Source organism: Flavobacterium sp. C3NV, assembly GCF_046825355.2.
In the GTDB taxonomy this organism is placed as follows: Bacteria; Bacteroidota; Bacteroidia; order Flavobacteriales; family Flavobacteriaceae; genus Flavobacterium.
This window is the reverse complement of sequence record NZ_JBKQBJ020000002.1, coordinates 302,697-324,582: the sequence shown is the minus strand read 5'-3', so window position 1 is coordinate 324,582 and position 21,886 is coordinate 302,697. Positions and strand designations below refer to the sequence as shown.

The following is a 21,886-nucleotide window of genomic DNA, read 5'->3' as shown; positions in this document are numbered from 1 at the left end:
TTAATTGAAAAATCAATTAATTTTAAAACCTTAATTTCAGTTCCAACGGAATATATTTAATAAACAACCCAATATCGTACGTCTTTTTAGCCTTTACCATTTCCTGATGCACTCTTTTTAGAACCGCTTTATTTTCTGCTTTTGTTTTATTTAAGGCAATCGCTTTTTTAAGAATAAGATAGGTGGAATGATTTATTTTTCGGGTTCGGGAATTGAATTTTTTATAAAACTGACTTCCCAATGAGTTCTCTAGTTCTCTTTTCTGAATTAAAACCGAATCAATAAATTCAAAGTTATAGTTTCTGGCTGTTCTGATCCAAAGGTCTAAATCTTCGTACGCCAGATTTTCATCGTAACCGTTTAGTTCGTCCAAAACTTCTCGTTTTACCATCGAAGAAACAGAACAAATCATACTACTCTGACTTAAAATAGAGGAATAAATATCTCCTGTAGCAGGTTTTTTTAGTACTTTTTTCTCAGGATTCACTTCATAATAATAACGAAGATGTTTGTTGTTTTCAGAGATTATTTCGACATTTCCGTAAACGATGGCTAGTTTTTTCTGATTAGAATTTAAAAAAGTGTCAATTTGTTTTTCCACACAATTTGGCAATAAAACATCATCAGCCGCCAGATCAATTACATAATCTCCTTTTGCGATCTTCAATGCTTTATTAAACGTTTTGGTATTTCCTAAGTTCGTTTCGTTGGAGACAAATGGTATATCAGGATGGTTTTCGAGCCAGTTTTTAATGGTTTTTTCAGAAGAATCTGTACTGCAATCGTCTGCAATAATGAGTTCGATGTTTTTATAGGTTTGGTTTAGAACTGAATTCAATGATTCAACTACAAATTGTTCGTGATTGTAACACAAACAAATGATGGAAACTAATGGGGATTTTTGCATAAAAGTTGAATATGAAACCGCTTCTTGAAGCATTCAAAAATAAGAAATATTATGCCTGATTGCGTTAAGATTTGCTGAATAGAAAAACAAAACTAAACAGCAGCTTTTAAATTGTATTCTTTTCGTTTACTATTTTTTACATTTGCTTTAAGATGGAAGATAAATTAGAAGGCTTTTTTACCGAAACTGATGTTGAAATTTTGATTTCTACCATGAATCAGGATTCGTTAGATTTTTTAGTTCCAATGTTTCCGTTTCTTCATTTTTCTAATTTCCGAATCTTAATCATTAATCAAACTCAAATCGAAACAATATTAGAATCAGAATATGCTAATATCAGAGTTATAAATTCTTTCGAAAAAGGTTTGTCCAAAAGCCGAAATCTGGCACTTGAAACTGCTCAGGGAAAAATCCTTCTAATTGCTGATGATGATGTAATATATCACGAAGGATTTGTTGCCAAAATTATCAATGCCTATAATCAATTTCCGGATGCAGCTGCAATCAATTTTTGTGCTGTAAAGTCAGATGGAAGTTTGATGAAAAACTATCCTAAGCATTCTAAAACGAATATGAATGCCTTTGATGTTTTTAATACAAGTTCGATAGAAATGACATTGAATAAGGCAATTTTAGATAAAACCAAAATTCGTTTTGATGAAAATTTTGGGTTAGGAGGGATGTTCGAAATGGGAGAAGAAGCCATTTTTTTATTTGATTTAAAGAATAAAAAACAACAACTGGTTTTTGAACCGGAAGTAATTGTAAAACATCCTGAGTTGACATCTTCATCAAAAAAAAGCATCGAAGAAAAATATTATATTCAGGGCGCTTTATATACCAGAATTTTTAAAAGAAATTATATTTATTGGATATTTGTCAAGTTGTTTTTTGATTTAAAACAGCATAAAATAAGATTTGGCAAACTTAAATCAGCACTTAAAAATTCAAAAAAAGGACATCAAAAATTTGAAAAATTACAGCATGGCAATAAAAAATAACGGAATACAAATTTTATCGATTCCAAAGATAGAAGATCGAAGAGGTAATCTTTCTGTGATCGAAAATGATATTGTTCCTTTTGATATTAAGCGGGTTTATTATTTGTACGATGTGCCAAGCGGTTCTGAACGTGGTGGACACGCACACAAAGAACTTAAGGAGTTTTTGGTTGCTTTAAGCGGCAGTTTTGATGTGGTCCTGAAAGATGGAGAAGAACAAGAAATTGTGACCTTAAACAAGCCTTATGAAGGTTTACTAATTAATCCGGGAATTTGGCGGGAGCTTCAGAATTTTTCTTCAGGATCTGTTTGTTTGGTAGTGGCTTCAGAAGTTTATATCGAAGAGGATTACATCAGGAATTTTGATGAATTTTTAAATTATTCTAATGATAAACAGAAAAATTAATTCCCCATTTTTTTAAAATACGATTTGATTTAAAAAGAAAACGCAAACAAAAAGGCGGCAGCTTCAGTAAAAACCGAATCTTTGAAATTATATTTTGTTTGTCTACCTCTTTAAAATAGAATGAACTTTTCTCTTTATAGCCGGAAACATAATATTTAAAACCATATTCAATTCGGTACAAATCCAGAAATTTTTTGAGAGAAGGATTTTCTCTTTCAGCAATTTTAAATTGTTCAAAATCCATTAAATTCATCGAATTGATATTCTTCTTAGCGAGACTTTCGGGAATATCATTATTATAAATAGCCGTAGTATTATTGGTTATCGCTATGGGAAATTGTATTCCAATATTAGTCCATAATTCTAAATCCTGACCATTTGTTATGCCCGGAGTAAATCCTCCTAAAGTTTCGAGAATTTGTTTGGGTATCGCCAAAGACGAAGTCCAGGTCATTCTAAAAGGCATATTTGAAGCAAAATAATCTTTTACAACTCCACTAAAAGATTGGTCTACGCCATAATAATATGGAGTTTGAAAGTGGTTTTTGGCGGTTTTGATTTTATAGCGAGAACAGTAAATTCCACAATCAGGAAAGCTATGATATAAGTTGGCTAATTCTTCGAGATGACTCGGAAACCAATAATCATCAGCATCCAGAAAAGCGATCAATTTTCCTTTTGATTTTTCTATTCCAAGATTTCGTGCAACTGAAACGCCTTGATTTTTTTGATTAAAGATCTGGATTCTGTTGTCATTTAGTTTACGAACTAAAGCTTCACTTTCATCAGTAGATGCATCATTAATTACAATGATTTCAAAATCTGTAAAAGTTTGACTGAGAACACTTTTTATAGTGTTTTCAATATGACTGGCTTTATTGTATAACGGAATGACAACAGAAAAAAATACCATAATCGATTATTTTTTTAGATTACAATAATAGCCTAATTTATAAAAATCAAGTAAATATAAATTCGGATTTTCTGAAGTTAAATTAGTGAGGATTCGTTTCTTTGTTCTTCCATATATTGCCTTTATAATTCTGGTAAGATATAGTTTTTTTAATATTGCATAAAGGCTACTCAATCTGATTTTTTTAGAAGCGATTTTATTAAAGTGAATTAAGTCGTGCAAGTTTTTAACGGCTCTTTCGGATTTATTTATAAAATCGATACTGGTTTCTGAGTTGTGGTGAATTAAGCAATTTTCGATATGAGTAACCGGAACTGAATTGAAACGCAGATTTTCTATGAAAATGAAATCTTCATACCCATATTCATTTATAAATTCCGGAAAAGGAAATTGCAAAAGAATTTCTTTTTTTAAAAGTAAATTCCATGTAAAAACAAAATCGTACTGGTGTTTCAGTCTGTGATCTAAAGATTTAATTTCTCTATTTATTCCGTATTTCCATCGAAGCAATTTTTCTTTAGAAGGAATGTTTTCAGGATATTTTACACCACCAAAAATAACATCGTGATTCGATTTCGATAGTATTTCGATATAATTTTTAAGATAAGATTCATTCTCAGGCAAAGCGTCAGCTTCCATAATCAAAACACAATTATATCTTGATTTGGCGCATAATACGTTGATGTTTTTTCCTCTGCCTAAATTTTCTACATTAATAGAGAAGGAACAATTTTCTAATGAATTGATCTGAGAATTTTCAGAAATAAATTCCTGACTAACATCATCTTGTACAAGGATTTCATATTCAATTCCTAAACTATCGGCTTGTTTTTTAAGCTCTAAAACAAGCGGAAAAACATTATAATTATAAACAGGAACTAATATAGAAAGCATTACACGCTGCGTTGCACCACTTCAAAAATTCTTTCATCTTCACATTTTAATGTTTTAGACGGGAATTTTAGTAATAAAGCATAATCGTGAGTCGCCATGATAACGGTTTTACCATTAGCATTGATTTTTTTCAATACTTCAAGAACCTCAGAACTTGTTTGCGGATCTAAGTTTCCGGTTGGTTCATCGGCAAGAATAAATTCAGGATCGTTAAGCAAAGCTCTTGCAATCGCAACACGTTGCTGCTCACCACCGGAAAGCTGATGCGGCATTTTGTTAACGTATTCTTTCATACCTACTTTGTCCAGAACTTCATCAATTTTACGTTCCATTCCTTCTTTGTCAACCCAACCTGTCGCTCTTAAAACAAAAAGCATATTGTCTTTTATAGAACGGTCCGGAAGTAGTTTAAAATCCTGAAATACGATCCCAATCTTACGTCTCAAATACGGAATGTCTTTTTCTTTTAAAGTAGCCAAATCAAACTCAACTATGTGACCTTCACCTTCAGATAATGGTAAATCTGCATATAAAGTTTTTAAGAAACTACTTTTTCCGGATCCTGTTTTCCCAATGATGTAGATAAATTCACCGTGGTTAACATCCAGATTAATATGAGATAAAATTTTTCTTCCTTCCTGATATATAGTGACTTCTTTAAGAGATAGTACGGTTTGTGACATAATAAATTGATTTGATTGGTAAAAGTAATAAGATAACGCTTCGATTCAAAATAAATTTGAATCATTTCTTAATAAAATACCTAAATGAATTTTAAATCCTATAAGAGATATAAGTTCATTTTAGTAAGTGACGCTGAATTTTTTTATTTGTAATAACTTATATGATTTAAGATCAAAAAGAAGTCAGTAAAGCTCCTAACTTATAATTACTTATATCGCTTATATGGTTTAAACTTAATTTCTAAATATTCATTGTTAAATATTTGTTCATAATAAAAGCCTGAAACGTTTCGTTATAAACGGTATAAAATGATACATTTGAATACTAAATATAATTAAAATGCGTAAACTTTCCTGGTTCTTTTTATTACCAATTATCCTTTTTTCGACCATAGTTTCGGCACAAAAATCAGCTATTTACACTTACGATTTAAAGGAATTTGACAAAGCACTGGCTTTATATAATGACAAACAATATGCTTCGGCACAACTTATTTTCGAACATGTAAAAAACAATGCTACAACTGAGGAAGTGCAGTCAGATTGTGCTTATTATATTGCCAATTGCGCCATTAGAACCAATAAAGCAAATGCTGATGCTTTGATGGAAAAATTCGTAACTGATTATCCAACAAGTACCAAACAAAATCAGGCTTATATCGAGGTGGCTCAGTTTTTCTTCGAACAGGGAAATTATCCAAAAGCGCTGCAATGGTTTGATAAAGTGGATGAAAGCTACATGAGCAAATCTGATTCGGATAAATTTAATTTCCAGAAAGGATATGCGTATTTCAATGCCAAAAAGAAAAAAGAAGCTACGACTTACTTTAATAAAGTAGTGAATTCTCCAGAATTTGGTTCTCAGGCCAAATATTATTTAGGTTTTATGGCCTATGAAGGCGATGATTATAAAGAAGCAACCAAATATTTTGATGAAGTTTCAGGCGAAGAAAAATACAAAGAGAAGCTTTCGTATTATCAGGCTGACATGAATTTTAAGTTAGGAAATTTCCAGAAAGCAATCGATTTGGGACAAAAAGCAATGGCTAAATCAAATGAACTTGAAAAATCGGAACTGAATAAAATCATCGGAGAAAGTTATTTCAACTTAAAACAATACGACAAAGCGATTCCGTTTTTAGAGCAATATGCTGGTAAAAAAGGAAAATGGAATAATACCGATTTCTACCAGTTGGGTTACGCGTATTATGAGAAAAAAGAGTATGAAAAGGCGATTTCTCAATTCAATAAAATCATTGAAGGAAAAGATTTCGTAGCTCAAAATGCATATTACCATTTAGGTTTGGCTTATTTGAATACAGGGAAAAAACAAGAAGCTTTGAATGCTTTTAAAAATGCTTCTGAAATGGATTTTAATGCACAAATTCAGGAAGATGCCGCTTTGAATTATGCTAAAGTGAGTTATGATATCGGAAATGCGTATCAGACTGTTCCGGCAATTTTACTTGATTTCCTGAAAAAATATCCAAACAATTCAAGCCGATCTGAAGTAGAAAAATTATTGGTTGATTCTTATATTTCGACTAAAAACTACAAAGAAGCGTTGACTTTATTAGAGAAAAACAGGTCGGCAGAAAATAAAGCAGCGTATCAAAAAGTACTTTTTTACAGAGGATTAGAATTGTATAATGAATCGAATTATCAGGAAGCCGGAAAAATGTTTAAAAGTGCGATCAGCGAACAAAAAACGCCTGAGTTTACAGCACGCGCTACTTTCTGGAAAGCAGAAACAGAGTACGTTACTGCCGATTTTCAGAATGCCTTATTAAGCTACAAACAGTTTGCAGGATTGGCTGCTGCCAAAGGAACTGACGAATACAAAAACATCAATTATAATATTGGATATACTTATTTTAAACTGAAAGAATACGATCAGGCAGGAAATTCATTTCAGGCACAAATCGACAATTCAAAAGAAGATAAAGTTCGTTTGAATGATTCGTATTTGCGTTTGGGAGATTGCCGTTTTGTAAATTCTAAATACACTGCGGCAAATGAAGCTTACGCCAAAGCAATCGAAGCAAGAGGCGTTGATGCTGATTATGCTCAGTTTCAAAAAGCGATTTCTTACGGATTCATGTCTAAAAATGACAAGAAAATTGATGAGTTGAACAATTTCCTTTTGATGTATAAAAAATCAGAATATCGTGACGACGCTTTATACGAATTAGGAAATACGTATGCTACAGAAAAAAAGAACGATCAGGCGCTTAAAACCTATGATCAGTTGATTTCTGAATATAAAAACGGAGCTTTTACTTCAAAATCAATTTTGAAACAAGGATTGATTTATTACAACTCAGATCGTGATGCTCTGGCTTTGACTAAATTCAAAAAAGTAGCGGCTGAATTTCCAAAAACTCCGGAAGCTTTAGAAGCGGTTTCTACAGCGAGATTGATTTATGTAGATTCAGGAAAAGTAGATGAATACGCAACCTGGGTTCGTACATTAGACTTCGTTGCCGTTACAGATGCTGAACTGGATAATGATACTTATGATGCGGCTTTCAAGCAATACAGTCAAAATAACAGCAAATTGGCAATTACTGGTTTTACGGGTTATATCAATAAATTTCAAACGGGACTTCATTCATTAGAAGCAAATTATTATTTGGCACAATTGTATTATGCAGAAGGTTCTGAGACGAAATCGGTTGCTAATTATCAATATGTAATCGATCAGCCAAGAAGTGAATTTACAGAGCAATCCTTGATGAAATTAGCTCAGATTTACTTGAAAGCAAAAGATTGCGATAAATCGATTCCGGTCTTGAAACGTTTAGATGACGAAGCTGATGCGGTACAAAACAAAAGTTTTGCACAAGCTAACCTGATGAAATGTTACTACGACAAAAAAGATTACGATAATTCGGTTACCTATGCTGACAAAGTGTTGCAAAATCCAAAAGCCGATGCCAATGTAAAAGCCGATGCTCAAATTATTGTAGCGCGTGCAGCAATTCAAACCGGAGATGAAGACAAAGCGAAAGCAGCTTACGCAAAATTATCGACAACATCAAAAGGAGAATTAGCCGCAGAAGCATTGTATTATGATGCTTACTTTAAAACAAAAGAAGGCAAGTTTGATGCTTCGAATGTATCGGTTCAGAAATTGGCGAAAAATTATTCGGCTTATAAATATTACGGAGCGAAGAGTTTGGTGTTGATGGCGAAAAACTTCTACGGATTAAAAGACAGTTATCAGGCCACTTATATTTTAGATAACGTAATCAACAATTTTACGGATTATCCGGATGTTGTTGAAGAAGCTAAAAAAGAGTTGGCTGCGATAAAAGCAGAAGAGTCTAAAACGAATTCGTCTATTAATAAGTAAGAATAAAGAGCATAGAATGCAGAAAATAGAAAAAAGAGGCAAGATGAAAGATTGCTGAAAAGTCTTTTCTCTTTGCTCTTTTCTCTATTTTCTAAGAAAAAAAAGAAAAATAATGAGTTTACCCTTTTATATAGTTGATGTTTTTGCTGATAAAAAATATGCCGGAAATCAATTGGCGGTTTTTATGGATGCAGGAAATTTAAGTTCGGCAGAAATGCAGCAAATTGCGCGCGAAATTAATTTCGCCGAAAGCACTTTTGTAACCAAACTCGACAAAGAAAATAATAAAGCCGAGATAAAAATATTTACACCATCTCAGGAAATGCAATTTGCGGGACATCCAATAATTGGAACTTCATGGGTTTTGATGAATAAGGTTTTTGATAATGCTCCGGAGCATATAAAATTAAATGTTCCAATTGGTCCTATTGCAATTCATCAGTCTGAAGGTTTGATTTGGCTAAAAGCTGCCCAGCCGAAATTTTGGGATATTTTTTCGAAAGAAGATATTACAGTATTTAGTAATCTGGAAAATCATGATTTTGAAAATCAATTTCCTATTCAGGAAGTAACCACCGGAAGTGCTTTTGTAATGGTTGGATTAAGCAGCAAAAGAGCATTGGAAAATTTGGTTTTAGATAAAGATAAAACGGATGACTGGCTCAAAAAGAATTGCAAAACAAGCCATAGAGCTTTATATTTTTATTATTTAGAAGGTTCAAAATTGTTTAGCCGAATGTTGTGTATCGAACACAATCAGTTGGTAGAAGATGCAGCAACAGGAAGTGCGAGTACTTGTTTACAGGCTTTTCTATTAAAATATCACAAACCTGAATTTGATTTGATTAATTATCAGGGAGATTACATTGGTCGTCCGTCGCAGATTTACTTTCACGGAAGTGTAAAAGAAAATGATTTTGATATTCAAATAGGAGGAAAGGCTCAGTTTGTTGCAAAAGGAGATTGGGAAGCTTAGAATTAGAGAATAGAAGAAAGAACAAAGAGAATAGAGTCAAGAGAATAGAGTCAAGAGAATAGAACAAAGATTTAGAATATAGAAAATAGAGAAAATTTAGAAACAAGAGAGAAGTCTTTCTTCTTTGCTCTTTTTTCTTCTTCTCTTAAAATAAAAGAAATATGAAAATTAATTGCCATAATAAAATCATCATTTTACTTGTATTGTTTGCTGTCCAGCTTTCGTTTGCTCAAAAGAAAAAAGAGGAAACTATAGGAACAGAAACTGTAAACGTGGTAAAGCCTTATTCACCAACAATTTCGGATGCTTTTAAAGTAAAGGAAACTCCTTCGCTTGATGATAGCGGAAATCAGCCTAAAGAAACGATTAAATATAGTATTTTGTCGGTTCCTGTAGCGTCTACATTTACGCCATCAAAAGGAAAAGCAGAAGGTGTGGAGAAATCAAAAAGAGAAAAATTGTTTAATAATTATGCTACTTTAGGACTTGGAAATTACGGAACTTTAAATGCTGAATTATTCGTGAATCAGGATTTGGGAAACAATGATTATGTGGCTGGAATGTTCCGTCATCATTCTTCGCAAGGCGGAATAAAAGGGGTAGAACTAAATGATGAGTTTTATGATACAGCATTAAATGTAGGGTACGGCGTAAACAATCGCGATATGGCCTGGAATGTTGATTTAGGATATCAGAATCAGGTTTACAATTGGTATGGTTTACCGGCTGAATTTGGTACGACTTTAGCAGGACAAACTCGTGATGATTTAATTAGAGGAATTAATCCAAATCACTCTTATAATACTATTTCGCTTGGAGGAAATATTGAGTTTAATGAAGGGATTTTTAGTAAAATATCAACTAAATTCACCCACTTTTCAGATAGTTTTTCGTCTTCAGAAAATCGCTTTTATGTAAAGCCTTCTTTCAAGGTTGAAGTAATGGATCAGTCGATCAATACCAATATTATTGTGGATCACGTAAGCGGATCTTTCGAACATAATTATACTAGAGATAATACGCAACCTTTAAAATACAGTCTAACAAATTTTGGAATTGAGCCAAGTTTTGTAATTCTTGAAAACGACTGGACACTTGAATTAGGAGCTGGATTGTTCTACGGTTTAGATTCTGAAAATAGCGGCAACAAATTTTATATTTATCCAAAAGTAAACGCTTCGTATAAACTTGTTGGTGATTTAATGATTTTTTATACGGGAGTAAATGGAGGTTTAGAACAAAACTCTTATGCTGATTTTGTAAATGATAATCCGTTTTTATCGCCAACATTAAATATGCGTCCAACAAACAATCAATATACAGTTTTTGCAGGTTTGAAAGGTAAATTGGCCAACAACATCAATTATAATGTAACAGGTTCTTATCTAAACGAAAAAGACAAAGCATTATACAAAGGCAATGATTATACAGAAGATTTTTCGAATCAGAATTATGCTTTCGGAAACTCTTTTGGAGTGGTGTATGACGACGTGAGAACCTTCCGTTTTTACGGAGAATTAAAAGCTGATTTTTCAAGAAATGTCTCTTTCGGAATCAACGGAACTTTTAATAGTTATAAATACGATGGTATCGAAGCATGGAATTTACCTTCGATGAAACTGAGCTCTAATCTTGATGTAAACATTACCAAACAATGGTATGCGGGTTTGAATGTTTTCTATGTAGGAGAACGTAAAGACATGCAATCGAATCTTACTTTAGGAACTGATCCTGTTATTACAACTCTAAAAAGTTATTTTGATGCCAATGCGCATTTAGGATACAAATACAACGAGCGTTTAACGTGTTTTTTAAAATTGAACAATATTGGAAATCAGGCTTACGAAAAATGGCTGAATTATCCTGTACAAGGATTTCAGGTGTTAGTGGGAGCAAATTATAAATTCGATTTTTAAATTATTGCCACGAAGGCGCTAAGACACTAAGATTTTTTTACAAAATTTTAAGCCATGAATTCACGAATGATTTTTAAATAAATTCGTGAATTCGTGGTTAATTTTTTTGACAATATTGGCATATTCCTGAAGCTTTGTAATTGTAAGAATAAGTTTATATATTTGTGTTCTGTGCGTTATTGTTAAAGCTTTAATATTAAAAGATCTTATGTCCTTTCGGATAAATAAGTTGATAATTAAAAAGGTTAAGATGGAAATCAAATTAAGACAAGAGAATGAAAATGATTATAAAAGCGTTTTTCAATTGATAGAAAAAGCTTTTGAGAATGAAGAATACAGTGATCATAAAGAACAATTTTTGGTAGAGAGATTAAGAAAATCAGATGCTTTTATTCCGGAATTATCGATTGTTGCCGAAGTGAATAATCAAATTGTTGGTCATATTTTATTATCGAAACTTGAAATCGAAAATGATATCAATACAATCGAATCTTTAGCATTGGCACCGGTTTCAGTTTTACCGGAATTTCAGGGAAAAGGAGTGGGCTCAAAATTAATTTTATATAGTCACGAAGTGGCAAAAGAATTGGGATACAAGTCAATTGTACTACTAGGACATGAAGATTATTATCCTAGATTTGGTTACGAACCAGCCAATAAATATGGAATCGAAATGCCTTTTTGATGTTCCTGCGGAAAATTGTATGGTGGTTATTTTAGCTGAAAACGGATTATCAGGAGTAAGAGGGAAAGTGATTTATCCATCTGCTTTTTTTGAATAAAAAATCGTCAAACTATAAAAAACCTTTGCACCTTTGTAGCTTAGAACCTCAGTACCTTTTTTAAATGGAATTCAAACAAAAAATACATTCTCATTACCTGCAAATGGTTCAGGACCGAATAGATGTTTTCAGAGACATGATTTCGGCTTTGACCGAAGATTCTAAAAATGATGCCAAAGGTTCAGCCGGCGATAAACATGAAACCGCTTTGTCGATGATGCATATCGAGCAGGAAAAACTCACCAATAAACTAAAAGAAGCAATAACCCAAAAAGCGATTCTGGATAAAATTGATGCGTCGAAAACAACTGAAAATATTATTTCAGGTAGTTTGGTAAAAGCAAACGGAATCTATTTGTATGTAAGTGTTGCACTTCCTAAAATTGCTATTGATGGTATCAATGTTATTGCGCTTTCTCCACAATCTCCGCTTGGTTCTCATTTAATGGGGAATAAGGTTGGGTTTCAATTTGAAATTAATAAAACGCATTATACGATTGAGAGTGTTTTGTAAATGTTGTTTCACGCAGATTTCACAGATTTAAGCAGATTAAAAAGGATATTATTCGCACTCTTCAACGGATTAAAATCCGTTGCTACAAAATAAGCCGTTCCTCCGGAACTTTACATAAAGAGCCTTAGGCTCGATTTATTTTGTAGGGATGGATTTTAATCCATTCATCACACACGGTACCCGACAATCATTATCGATTTACTGTGCGGAGTTTCTAGTGTGATCTTTCCTTCGTCAAGATGACAAAACAAGACGCGCATTTGTGTAATTTGATGAAAATCACAATTTCAAAGCAACTTCTATTCTTGTCTTTGAGAATCTTTTATTGTTTTTGAAATATCATAAAATTTAATTCAAAGATTTCTTGAAAACATTGCTTTTTTACTTCTGATTAAGCTTAAAATTGAAATCTTTAAGTTTGAGGCTTTTTTTAGTGTTAAAATTTTACATTTTATATGTAAAAACAATTTTATGCTTTTAAATTATAACTGAAATGAATGTTTGTGTTTTTCAATTGTAACCATTAATGCATCTTTGCCCTATCAAAATAAAATTTACAAATAAAAATATAGAATTATGTGTGGAATCGTATGTGCCTTTGATCTAAAACAAAAAGCCGAAACCTTAAGACCTCAAGTATTAGAAATGTCTAAAATCATTCGTCACCGCGGACCAGACTGGAGCGGAATTTACAGCAATGATAAAGCAATTCTTTCTCACGAGCGTTTGGCGATTGTAGATCCAGCTTCAGGAAAACAACCTTTATTTACAGAAGATAAAAAATTGGTTTTGGCTGCAAATGGTGAGATTTACAACCACAGAGAATTGCGTAAACAATTTGAAGGAAAATATAACTTTCAAACAGAAAGTGACTGCGAAGTTATCTTAGCATTATACAAAGAAAAAGGACCTCACTTTGTAGATGAAATGAACGGAATCTTCGGATTTGCGATTTATGATGTTGAGAAAGATGAGTATTTTATCGCTCGTGACCATATGGGAATTATTCCATTATATATTGGTTGGGATCAACACGGAACTTTTTATGTAGCTTCTGAATTGAAAGCTCTAGAAGGATATTGTACAAAAATTCAATTATTCCCTCCGGGACATTATATGACAAGTAAAGACGGTGAATTTGTACAATGGTACAAAAGAGACTGGACAGATTATGATGCAGTAAAAGACAATGAAACAAGTATTCCTGCGATTAAAGAAGCACTTGAAGCAGCAGTTCACAGACAATTAATGAGTGATGTTCCTTACGGAGTTTTACTTTCCGGAGGTTTAGATTCGTCTATTACTTCGGCTGTAGCCAAAAAATTTGCACAAAAACGTATTGAGTCAGATGATACAACAGATGCCTGGTACCCGCAATTGCACTCTTTCTCGGTAGGACTAGATGGTTCTCCGGATTTAGCAGCGGCTCAAATTGTAGCAAAACATATCGGAACTATTCACCACGAAATTAAATTTACAATTCAGGAAGGTTTAGATGCTGTTCGTGATGTAATTTACAACCTAGAAACGTATGATGTAACTACGGTTAGAGCATCGACTCCAATGTGGTTAATGGCGAGAGTTATTAAGTCAATGGGAATTAAAATGGTATTATCTGGTGAAGGTGCAGATGAATTATTTGGAGGATATTTATATTTCCATAAAGCGCCAAACGCAAGAGAATTTCACGAAGAAAACGTTCGTAAATTAGGTAAACTTCATATGTACGATTGTTTGCGTGCCAACAAAAGTTTAGCAGCCTGGGGAATCGAAGGACGTGTACCATTCTTAGATAAAGAATTTATGGATGTTGCGATGCGCATCAACCCACAAGATAAAATGATCAATAAAGAACATCCAATGGAAAAATGGGTAGTTCGTAAAGCTTTTGAAGATATGTTGCCGGAAAGTGTAGCATGGAGACAAAAAGAACAATTTTCTGATGGAGTAGGATACAGCTGGATTGATACTTTGAAAGAAGTGGTAGCCAAAGAAGTTTCGGATGAGCAATTGGCAAATGCGAAATACAAATTCCCATTGCAAACACCAACTTCTAAAGAAGAGTATTACTATCGTTCAATCTTTGCAGAACATTTCCCAAGTGATGCAGCAGCTTTATGTGTGCCTCAGGAAGCAAGTGTGGCTTGTAGTACAAAAATTGCTTTGGAGTGGGATGAAGCGTTCAAAAACATGAACGATCCTTCAGGAAGAGCTGTAGCAAGTGTGCATGATGACGCTTACGCGAAAGCATAAAAAAAGAATTTTTAGAATTAGTATATATTATATTTCCGAAAGACGTTCTCAATCCTGAGAGCGTTTTTCTTGTCTTATAATGTTAAATTCTATTATTTCAGTGACTTAAAATTATTTTTCAATAATTATTTAAGTTTCTTTTTTATATTTGGCATTCGCCGAAATAATATTAAGAAGCTTGTATTGTAGCGATAAAACTACATCAAAGCTGAAAATAATATTTGGTTTTAGCTGAATATTAGTGAATTATAAAAAGGTTTTATATTAGGCTTGCCCCTTTTAGTTGTGAGTAAAAATTAAAAGAAATAAAAAAATAGAATAGTATGTCTGGATTATTGGCTGTTATTGGTAAAGGAAAAGACCCGCAACTTGTAAAAGAGCTTTCTTCAAGAATGTCGCATCGCGGTCCTGATGAAAGTGATTTACACATTATGGAAAATGGCAGTATTATTTGCCATGAGAGCCTGTCAATTATTGATCTTAAATCAGGTAAACAGCCTATTCAGGGAACAAATAAAGCCTGGATGGTGCATGACGGAGAAATTTATAACTACCAGGAATTAAAAGACACGGTTTTAAAAGAGCATACCTTTAGAACAAAATCAGATTCGGAAGTAATCGTGCATTTGTACGAAGAATTTGGATACAAGTTTTGTAATATACTTGATGGCGATTTTGCTTTTGTAATTATCGATGGTGATAATTACATTGCGGCAAGAGATGCTGTTGGTGTTAAGCCTTTGTATTACGGACTGGACGAGAGAGGAAGAATTTATTTTTCTTCAGAAATGAAATCAATTGCAGATCAGTGTAAATCATTTTCAACTTTTCCTCCGGGACATTATTATACCGGTAAAACTGGTTTTGTAAAATATTATAATCCGGAGTACGAAGATCATTCGAATGCGAATAAATCTTTAGATCTTGATTTGGTTCGTGAATCATTAATCGATGCTACACGTAAACGTTTAATGAGTGAAGTTCCTGTTGGCGTATTGCTTTCAGGAGGTTTAGATTCATCTTTAACATCTGCGATTGCATCCCGAATATTAAAAGATAACGGACAAAAACTACATTCGTTTTCTATTGGTTTAGATGCGAATTCACCTGATAATGCTGTGGCAAGAAAAGCCGCTGAATTTTTAGGTACAGAACATCACGAAATACATTTTACGGTAGAAGAAGGTGTTTCTATTTTAGAAAAAGTAATTTATCATATCGAGACTTACGATATCATTTCAGTAAGATCCGGAGTTCCGATGTATTTATTATCGAAAGCCATAGCCGATCAGGGAATAAAAGTAATTCTTTCCGGTGAAGGTGCCGATGAGGTTTTTGGAGGTCATTTGTATTTTAGAAATGCACCATCAGCAGAAGAATTTCAGGATGAAACTATCGAAAGGGTACAGAAGTTATTTACTGCCGATTTATTACGTGCCGATAAAACAACCATGGCGCACGGACTAGAAGCCAGAATTCCGTTTTTAGACAAAGATTTTTTAGATGTTGCCATTCGAATTAAAACCGAAGAAAAGCAACCAAAAACATACGATGGTATCGAGAAATATATTTTAAGAAAAGCATTCGATACAACTGAAAATCCCTATTTGCCTGCTGAAGTTTTATGGAGACAAAAAGAACAATTTTCTGATGGAGTAGGTTACAATTGGATCGATGAATTGATCGAGTATTGTGCAACACAAGTTTCAGACGAGCAATTGGCAGGAGCAAGTGCTGAATTCCCATATAATTCGCCTACAACAAAAGAGGCTTATCTTTACAGATCTATTTTTCATAAATTTTATCCACAGGTTAGCGCCGCACAAACCGTTCGAAAATGGATTCCGAAATGGCAGGAAAACCAAGATCCAAGCGGAAGAGCGAATGCCGCTCACGTAAAAGCAGATGTTGAAATTTCGAAAGCCGGAGTAACGGTTTAGTATTTTAAATTCCAATAAATAAATTCAAAATTCCAATTTGGAATAGAATAATAGAAATATGAAGCCACATTTCTAATTATAAAATTTCAAAAAAAAATAAATTCTAAATTCCAGTTTTGAAAATAAATAAAAAGAATCCGAAAGAGCATTTAAAGTGCTTATTTCGGATTTTTTTTATGCCTGAATTTTAGCTTTACGGTTTGCCGTAAATTACTAAAAGTAAGTTAATGTTAATATCGTATTTAGGAAAAAAGCTATATTTGATTACCAAAAATTAACTAATCCTTTAACTAGAATCTATGAGAAACTTATTATTAAGCAGCGTGTTATGCTGTTCTCTTGTTTCATTGTCTTCTGTTTATGCGCAGAAAAAGACAGAAGCTCCAAAATACATTAAAAATGTCGAAGGTGTAAAAGAATATTCGTTGAATAACGGATTGAAAGTTCTTTTAATTCCGGATGCTTCGCAAAGCAATATGGTTGTAAATATTGTTTACAATGTGGGTTCCAGAAATGAAGGTTATGGCGAAAAAGGTATGGCGCATTTGCTGGAGCACATGCTTTTTAAAAGTACCAAAAATTTGGGAGACATTAAAAAAATGCTTTCGGATAAAGGAGGAAATGCCAACGGGACGACTTGGTTAGACAGAACGAATTACTATGAAGTTTTTCCATCAAGTGATGAAAACTTAAAATGGAGTATCGAAATGGAAGCAGATCGAATGATCAATGCGACTATTTTGCAGGCAGATTTATCTAAAGAGTTTTCGGTAGTAAGAAACGAATTTGAAATAGGAGAGAATAATCCGGATCGCGTATTACAGGAAAGAATACTTTCGACGGCTTATTTGTGGCACAATTACGGCAATAGTACCATAGGAAGTAAAGAAGATATAGAAAGAGTAAAAGCAACTACGCTTAGGGCTTTTTACGAGAAGTATTATCAGCCTGACAATTCTACTTTAATAATTGCCGGTAAGTTTGATGAGCAAAAAGCATTACAATATGTTGGGCAATATTTTGGAGCTATTCCAAAACCAAAAAGAGTTTTGGATAAAACGTATACGGTTGAGCCGGCACAAGATGGTGAAAAATTTGTAGAGCTTAACAGAGCGGGAGACAGCAAGAATATTGGAGCTGTGTATCATACAGCGGCTTATGTAGACAAGGATTATGCTGCAATTGATGCTTTGGGCGAAATTTTAACTTCGGATCCATCCGGATATTTGTATAAATCATTAATAGAGACTCAAAAAGTGTCTAGTGTTTATTATTGGCAGCCAACCACCAGAGATGCAAGTTATGTATATTTTGGCGTAGCGGTTCCTAATGATAAAGATATCAAAGCGACTAAAGAATTAGTAAGAACAGAGTTGGATAAAATTGCAACGACTAAATATACTGATGAAGATGTAGCGAGAGCAAAAGCAAAAATTATAAAACAACTTGACGGTATAAAAAATAATACCATTTCGTTTGCCATAAATCTTACTGAAATTGTTGGAGCAGGAGATTACAGGTTAGGATTTTTATACAGAGATGTTGTCGAAAATCTAACCAAAGAAGATATACAAAGAGTTGCTGAGAAATATTTTAGAAGCAACAATAGAACAGTTGGTATATTTATTCCGTCTAAGGATGAGCAAAGATTAAAACCTGTCGAATATACAGATGAGCAAATAGTAGCGGTAACAAAAGATTATAAAGGAAAAGCTTTAGAAAAAGAAGCTGCTGCATTTGAAGCTTCTATTAAAAATTTAAAACAAAATTTTGTAGAAGGAAAACTTAGTAACGGAGCAAAATATGGCTTAATCAAAAAAGAAATAAAAGGCGGAAAAGTTCAGGCGAGTTTTAAATTTCCGGTGAGTAACGAAAAAGATTTAGAGGGCAAAGGAGATATAGGATCTATTCTTGCTCAATTAATGAAAACAGGCACAAAAACCAGAACTAAAGAGCAAATTAGTGATCAGTTAGATCAATTAAAATCAAGTGTATACTTTGATTATTCAGGTCAGACTTTGTCAATCAACATTAATACTTACAAAGAAAGTTTTAAGGGTGTAATGGATATTTTGGGAGATTTGTTAGTGAATTCTACTTTTCCTGAAAATGAATTAACCAAAACGATCAATGAGTACAATACTTATTTAGAATCAAATCTTAATGATCCTCAGTCGATTGCTTTTATCGAAGTTTCAAGATTAACATCGAATTATCCAAAAGGAAGTATTTTTTATACCTCGACCGTTCAGGAGCAAATTGATGCTTACAAAAAAATAAAACAATCTGAAATCGTTGATTTTTATACCAATATCTTTGGAGGAAATAACGGAGTAGGAACTGTTGTTGGAGATTTAGATGCGAAAGAAACAGGACAAATTCTTGAAAATACTTTTGGTAAATGGAATTCTAAGTCAAAATATGTTCTTGCTTTACCAACGTATTCAGATACTAAAAAGATAGACAAAGATTATATTACTCCAGACAAGGAAAATGCGGTTGCAACGGGTAAAATTTCTTTTAAAATGAATTTGAAAAGCCCGGATTATCCTGCATTTGTAATGGCGAATGAAATTCTTGGAAGTGGTGGTTTTTTAAGCGCCAGAATTCCAATGAGATTAAGAGAAAAAGAAGGAATTAGTTACGGTGCGGGTTCGTTTATTAGTATTCCGGTTGTAAGCGAGGTTGCATTTTGGGAATATTATGCATTCCTGAATCCAACGAAAAAAGGTGCAGTTGAAGCAGCAACAAAAGAAGAAATTGCAAAAGCACTAAAAGACGGATTTACGGCTGAAGAAGTGAAATCAAATTTAGTAAGCTGGCTAAATGAAAGAAAAACAAGATTAGGAAATGACATGATGTTGATTAGTTTAACAAACAGCTATCTTCAATACGGAATTCCTTTAGAAGATTATGACGATCTTGAAACTAAAGTCAAAGCGTTGAAAGTAGAAGACGTAAATGCAGTTTTGAGAAAGTATTTGAGTTTAGAAAAAATGACTTCAATTTATGCGGGAGATTTTAATAAGAAACCATAAAGGTGGTAAAATTCCAATAAAATAAATTCCAAATTCCAATTTGGTTGTAAATTTTAAAATCCGAAATGACATTAAAAATGTTGTTTCGGATTTTGTTTTTGCATCATTTAAAGTTTTGGAATTTGGAATTTATTTATTGGAATTTCCTTTAAGTTTTGGAATTTTGGATTTAAAAATTGGAATTTATTTAATAAAGAGGATAATTTTTGGAATTTAGAATTTATTTTTTGGTTTTTCAGCTAATTGTGTTAATAACTTAAGTGCTTTATATGGTATTTTAACGGATATATAATTTGCGTTTTTATATATTTGCGTGTTAGACAATAATTACATTTTTTAGAATAAATTATATGAGCGAAGAAATCAAGAAGAACAATTATTCAGCAGATAGTATTCAGGCATTAGAAGGAATGGAGCACGTAAGAATGCGTCCATCGATGTATATTGGAGATGTGGGTGTTCGAGGGCTACATCATTTGGTTTATGAGGTTGTTGATAACTCTATTGATGAGGCGATGGGAGGACATTGTGATACCATTGGTGTTGCAATTAACGAAGACGGTTCAGTAACAGTTGAAGATAACGGTCGTGGTATTCCAGTTGATTTACATAAAAAAGAAGGTGTTTCGGCACTTGAAGTAGTAATGACCAAGATTGGTGCGGGAGGTAAATTTGATAAGGATTCTTATAAAGTTTCCGGAGGTTTACACGGTGTTGGGGTTTCAGTTGTAAATGCACTTTCGGTTCATATGAAATCTACTGTTTTTAGAGAAGGTAAAATCTATGAGCAGGAGTACGAAAGAGGTAAAGCAATTTATCCTGTTAAACAAATTGGAGAAACAGATAAAAGAGGTACACGTCAGACTTTTTACCCTGATGATACGATCTTTACTCAAACTACAGAGTTCTCTTATGATACCTTGTCAGCTCGTATGCGTGAGCTTTCTTTCTTGAATAAAGGAATCACAATCACGTTTACAGATAAAAGAGAAGTTGATGAAAAAGGTGAGTTTAAGGTTGAAGTATTTCATTCAGACGAAGGTCTTAAAGAATACATTCGTTATTTAGATGGTAACCGTGAGCCAATTATTTCTCACGTTATCAGCATGGATCACGAAAAAGGGGAGATTCCGGTTGAGGTTGCCTTGATTTACAACACAAGTTATACAGAGAATATTTTCTCATACGTAAATAATATTAATACACACGAAGGAGGAACGCATTTACAAGGTTTTAGAAGTGGTTTAACAAGAACCCTTAAAAAATACGCAGATGCATCCGGAATGCTGGATAAATTGAAATTCGAAATCGCGGGAGATGACTTCCGTGAAGGATTAACTGCTATTATTTCGGTAAAAGTACAAGAGCCACAATTCGAAGGACAAACCAAAACTAAACTAGGAAACAGAGAAGTAGTTTCTCCGGTTTCTCAGGCGGTTGGAGAAATGTTAGAAAATTATCTGGAAGAAAATCCAAATGATGCCCGAATCATTATCCAAAAAGTAATTTTGGCTGCACAAGCCCGTCACGCTGCTAAAAAAGCACGTGAAATGGTACAACGTAAAACCGTTATGGGTGGCGGTGGATTGCCAGGAAAACTTTCAGATTGTTCTGAGCAGGATCCTGCAAGATGTGAGGTTTACCTTGTCGAGGGAGACTCGGCTGGTGGAACAGCCAAACAAGGTCGTGATCGTAACTTTCAGGCGATTTTACCATTACGTGGTAAGATTTTGAATGTTGAGAAAGCGATGCACCACAAAGTATTCGAAAACGAAGAGATTCGTAACATTTTTACTGCTCTTGGAGTTACCGTGGGTACTGCAGAAGACAGTAAAGCCTTAAATCTTGAAAAACTAAGATATCATAAAGTAATCATCATGTGTGATGCCGATGTCGATGGTAGTCACATTTCTACCTTAATATTAACGTTCTTCTTCCGTTTTATGAAAGAACTAATCGAAGAAGGTCACGTTTATATCGCTGCGCCGCCTTTATACTTAGTTAAAAAAGGAAATAAAAAAGAATACGCATGGAACGATGTTCAACGTGATCAGGCAAACGAAAGAATGGGAGGAAGTGCTGCTATTCAACGTTATAAAGGTCTTGGAGAGATGAACGCGGAGCAATTATGGGAAACTACAATGGATCCGAGTTTTAGAACTTTACGTCAGGTAACTATTGATAGTTTGGCCGAAGCAGATAGAGTTTTCTCAATGTTAATGGGAGATGAAGTTCCGCCACGTAGAGAATTTATCGAGAAAAATGCTGTTTACGCTAATATCGATGCCTAATAATTTTTAATCATCAA

14 protein-coding genes and 1 pseudogene are annotated in these 21,886 nt (G+C 33.5%); 11 read left to right on the top strand and 4 right to left on the bottom strand.

The window, feature by feature from the left end; translation table 11 throughout:
* Positions 1–22 precede the first annotated feature (22 nt).
* A complete protein-coding gene (locus ACIDC4_RS04245; protein WP_412041885.1) occupies positions 23–907 on the bottom strand; it encodes a glycosyltransferase family 2 protein in 885 nt (294 codons plus the stop codon).
* Positions 908–1,059: 152 nt separating this feature from the next.
* Here ACIDC4_RS04245 and ACIDC4_RS04240 point away from each other — a divergent pair, with 152 nt between their 5' ends.
* Both ACIDC4_RS04240 and ACIDC4_RS04235 read left to right on the top strand, forming a co-directional pair.
* Positions 1,060–1,908, top strand: a complete 849-nt coding sequence (locus ACIDC4_RS04240) for a glycosyltransferase family 2 protein (protein ID WP_412041884.1) — start codon at positions 1,060–1,062, stop codon at positions 1,906–1,908.
* Entirely contained in the window at positions 1,892–2,314 is a 423-nt protein-coding gene (locus ACIDC4_RS04235; protein WP_412041883.1) for a sugar 3,4-ketoisomerase, read from the top strand. The genes ACIDC4_RS04240 and ACIDC4_RS04235 overlap by 17 nt, the downstream gene beginning before the upstream one ends.
* Here the strand turns inward: ACIDC4_RS04235 and ACIDC4_RS04230 are convergent.
* From ACIDC4_RS04230 to ACIDC4_RS04220, 3 genes are read right to left on the bottom strand one after another with little or no spacing between them, the layout of a single operon-like run.
* Positions 2,292–3,227, bottom strand: a complete 936-nt coding sequence (locus ACIDC4_RS04230; protein ID WP_412041882.1) for a glycosyltransferase family 2 protein — start codon at positions 3,225–3,227, stop codon at positions 2,292–2,294. The genes ACIDC4_RS04235 and ACIDC4_RS04230 overlap by 23 nt on opposite strands.
* Positions 3,228–3,233: 6 nt before the next feature.
* Positions 3,234–4,121, bottom strand: coding sequence for a glycosyltransferase family 2 protein (locus tag ACIDC4_RS04225; RefSeq protein ID WP_412041881.1), 888 nt, complete (start codon positions 4,119–4,121; stop codon positions 3,234–3,236).
* Entirely contained in the window at positions 4,121–4,804 is a 684-nt protein-coding gene (locus ACIDC4_RS04220) for a cell division ATP-binding protein FtsE (protein ID WP_194616473.1), read from the bottom strand. Before ACIDC4_RS04220 ends, ACIDC4_RS04225 begins: the two co-directional genes overlap by 1 nt.
* Positions 4,805–5,144: 340 nt before the next feature.
* Between ACIDC4_RS04220 and ACIDC4_RS04215 the strand changes: the two genes are divergently transcribed.
* The 9 genes and pseudogenes from ACIDC4_RS04215 (at position 5,145) to gyrB (ending at position 21,869) form a co-directional block, all read left to right on the top strand.
* The gene (locus ACIDC4_RS04215; RefSeq protein ID WP_230036423.1) at positions 5,145–8,159 is read left to right on the top strand and encodes a tetratricopeptide repeat protein; all 3,015 of its coding nucleotides are present in this window, start codon (positions 5,145–5,147) and stop codon (positions 8,157–8,159) included.
* 112 nt (positions 8,160–8,271) lie between these two features.
* Positions 8,272–9,135 (top strand): PhzF family phenazine biosynthesis protein, encoded by an 864-nt coding sequence (locus ACIDC4_RS04210; RefSeq protein WP_412041880.1) that lies wholly within the window; start codon positions 8,272–8,274, stop codon positions 9,133–9,135.
* A 161-nt stretch (positions 9,136–9,296) separates the two neighbouring features.
* On the top strand, positions 9,297–11,051 hold the full coding sequence (locus ACIDC4_RS04205; protein WP_412041879.1) for a TonB-dependent receptor: 1,755 nt from the start codon (positions 9,297–9,299) through the stop codon (positions 11,049–11,051).
* 250 nt (positions 11,052–11,301) lie between these two features.
* A pseudogene (locus ACIDC4_RS04200) lies at positions 11,302–11,833 on the top strand (GNAT family N-acetyltransferase).
* A gap of 64 nt (positions 11,834–11,897) precedes the next feature.
* Positions 11,898–12,347 (top strand): hypothetical protein, encoded by a 450-nt coding sequence (locus tag ACIDC4_RS04195; protein ID WP_412041878.1) that lies wholly within the window; start codon positions 11,898–11,900, stop codon positions 12,345–12,347.
* A gap of 576 nt (positions 12,348–12,923) precedes the next feature.
* On the top strand, positions 12,924–14,600 hold the full coding sequence (asnB, locus tag ACIDC4_RS04190) for an asparagine synthase B (RefSeq protein ID WP_055098428.1): 1,677 nt from the start codon (positions 12,924–12,926) through the stop codon (positions 14,598–14,600).
* Between the two features lie 323 nt (positions 14,601–14,923).
* On the top strand, positions 14,924–16,540 hold the full coding sequence (asnB, locus tag ACIDC4_RS04185; RefSeq protein ID WP_412041877.1) for an asparagine synthase B: 1,617 nt from the start codon (positions 14,924–14,926) through the stop codon (positions 16,538–16,540).
* A 299-nt stretch (positions 16,541–16,839) separates the two neighbouring features.
* Entirely contained in the window at positions 16,840–19,578 is a 2,739-nt protein-coding gene (locus ACIDC4_RS04180; protein WP_412041876.1) for a M16 family metallopeptidase, read from the top strand.
* Between the two features lie 350 nt (positions 19,579–19,928).
* On the top strand, positions 19,929–21,869 hold the full coding sequence (gene gyrB / locus ACIDC4_RS04175; protein WP_412041875.1) for a DNA topoisomerase (ATP-hydrolyzing) subunit B: 1,941 nt from the start codon (positions 19,929–19,931) through the stop codon (positions 21,867–21,869).
* Positions 21,870–21,886 lie beyond the last annotated feature (17 nt).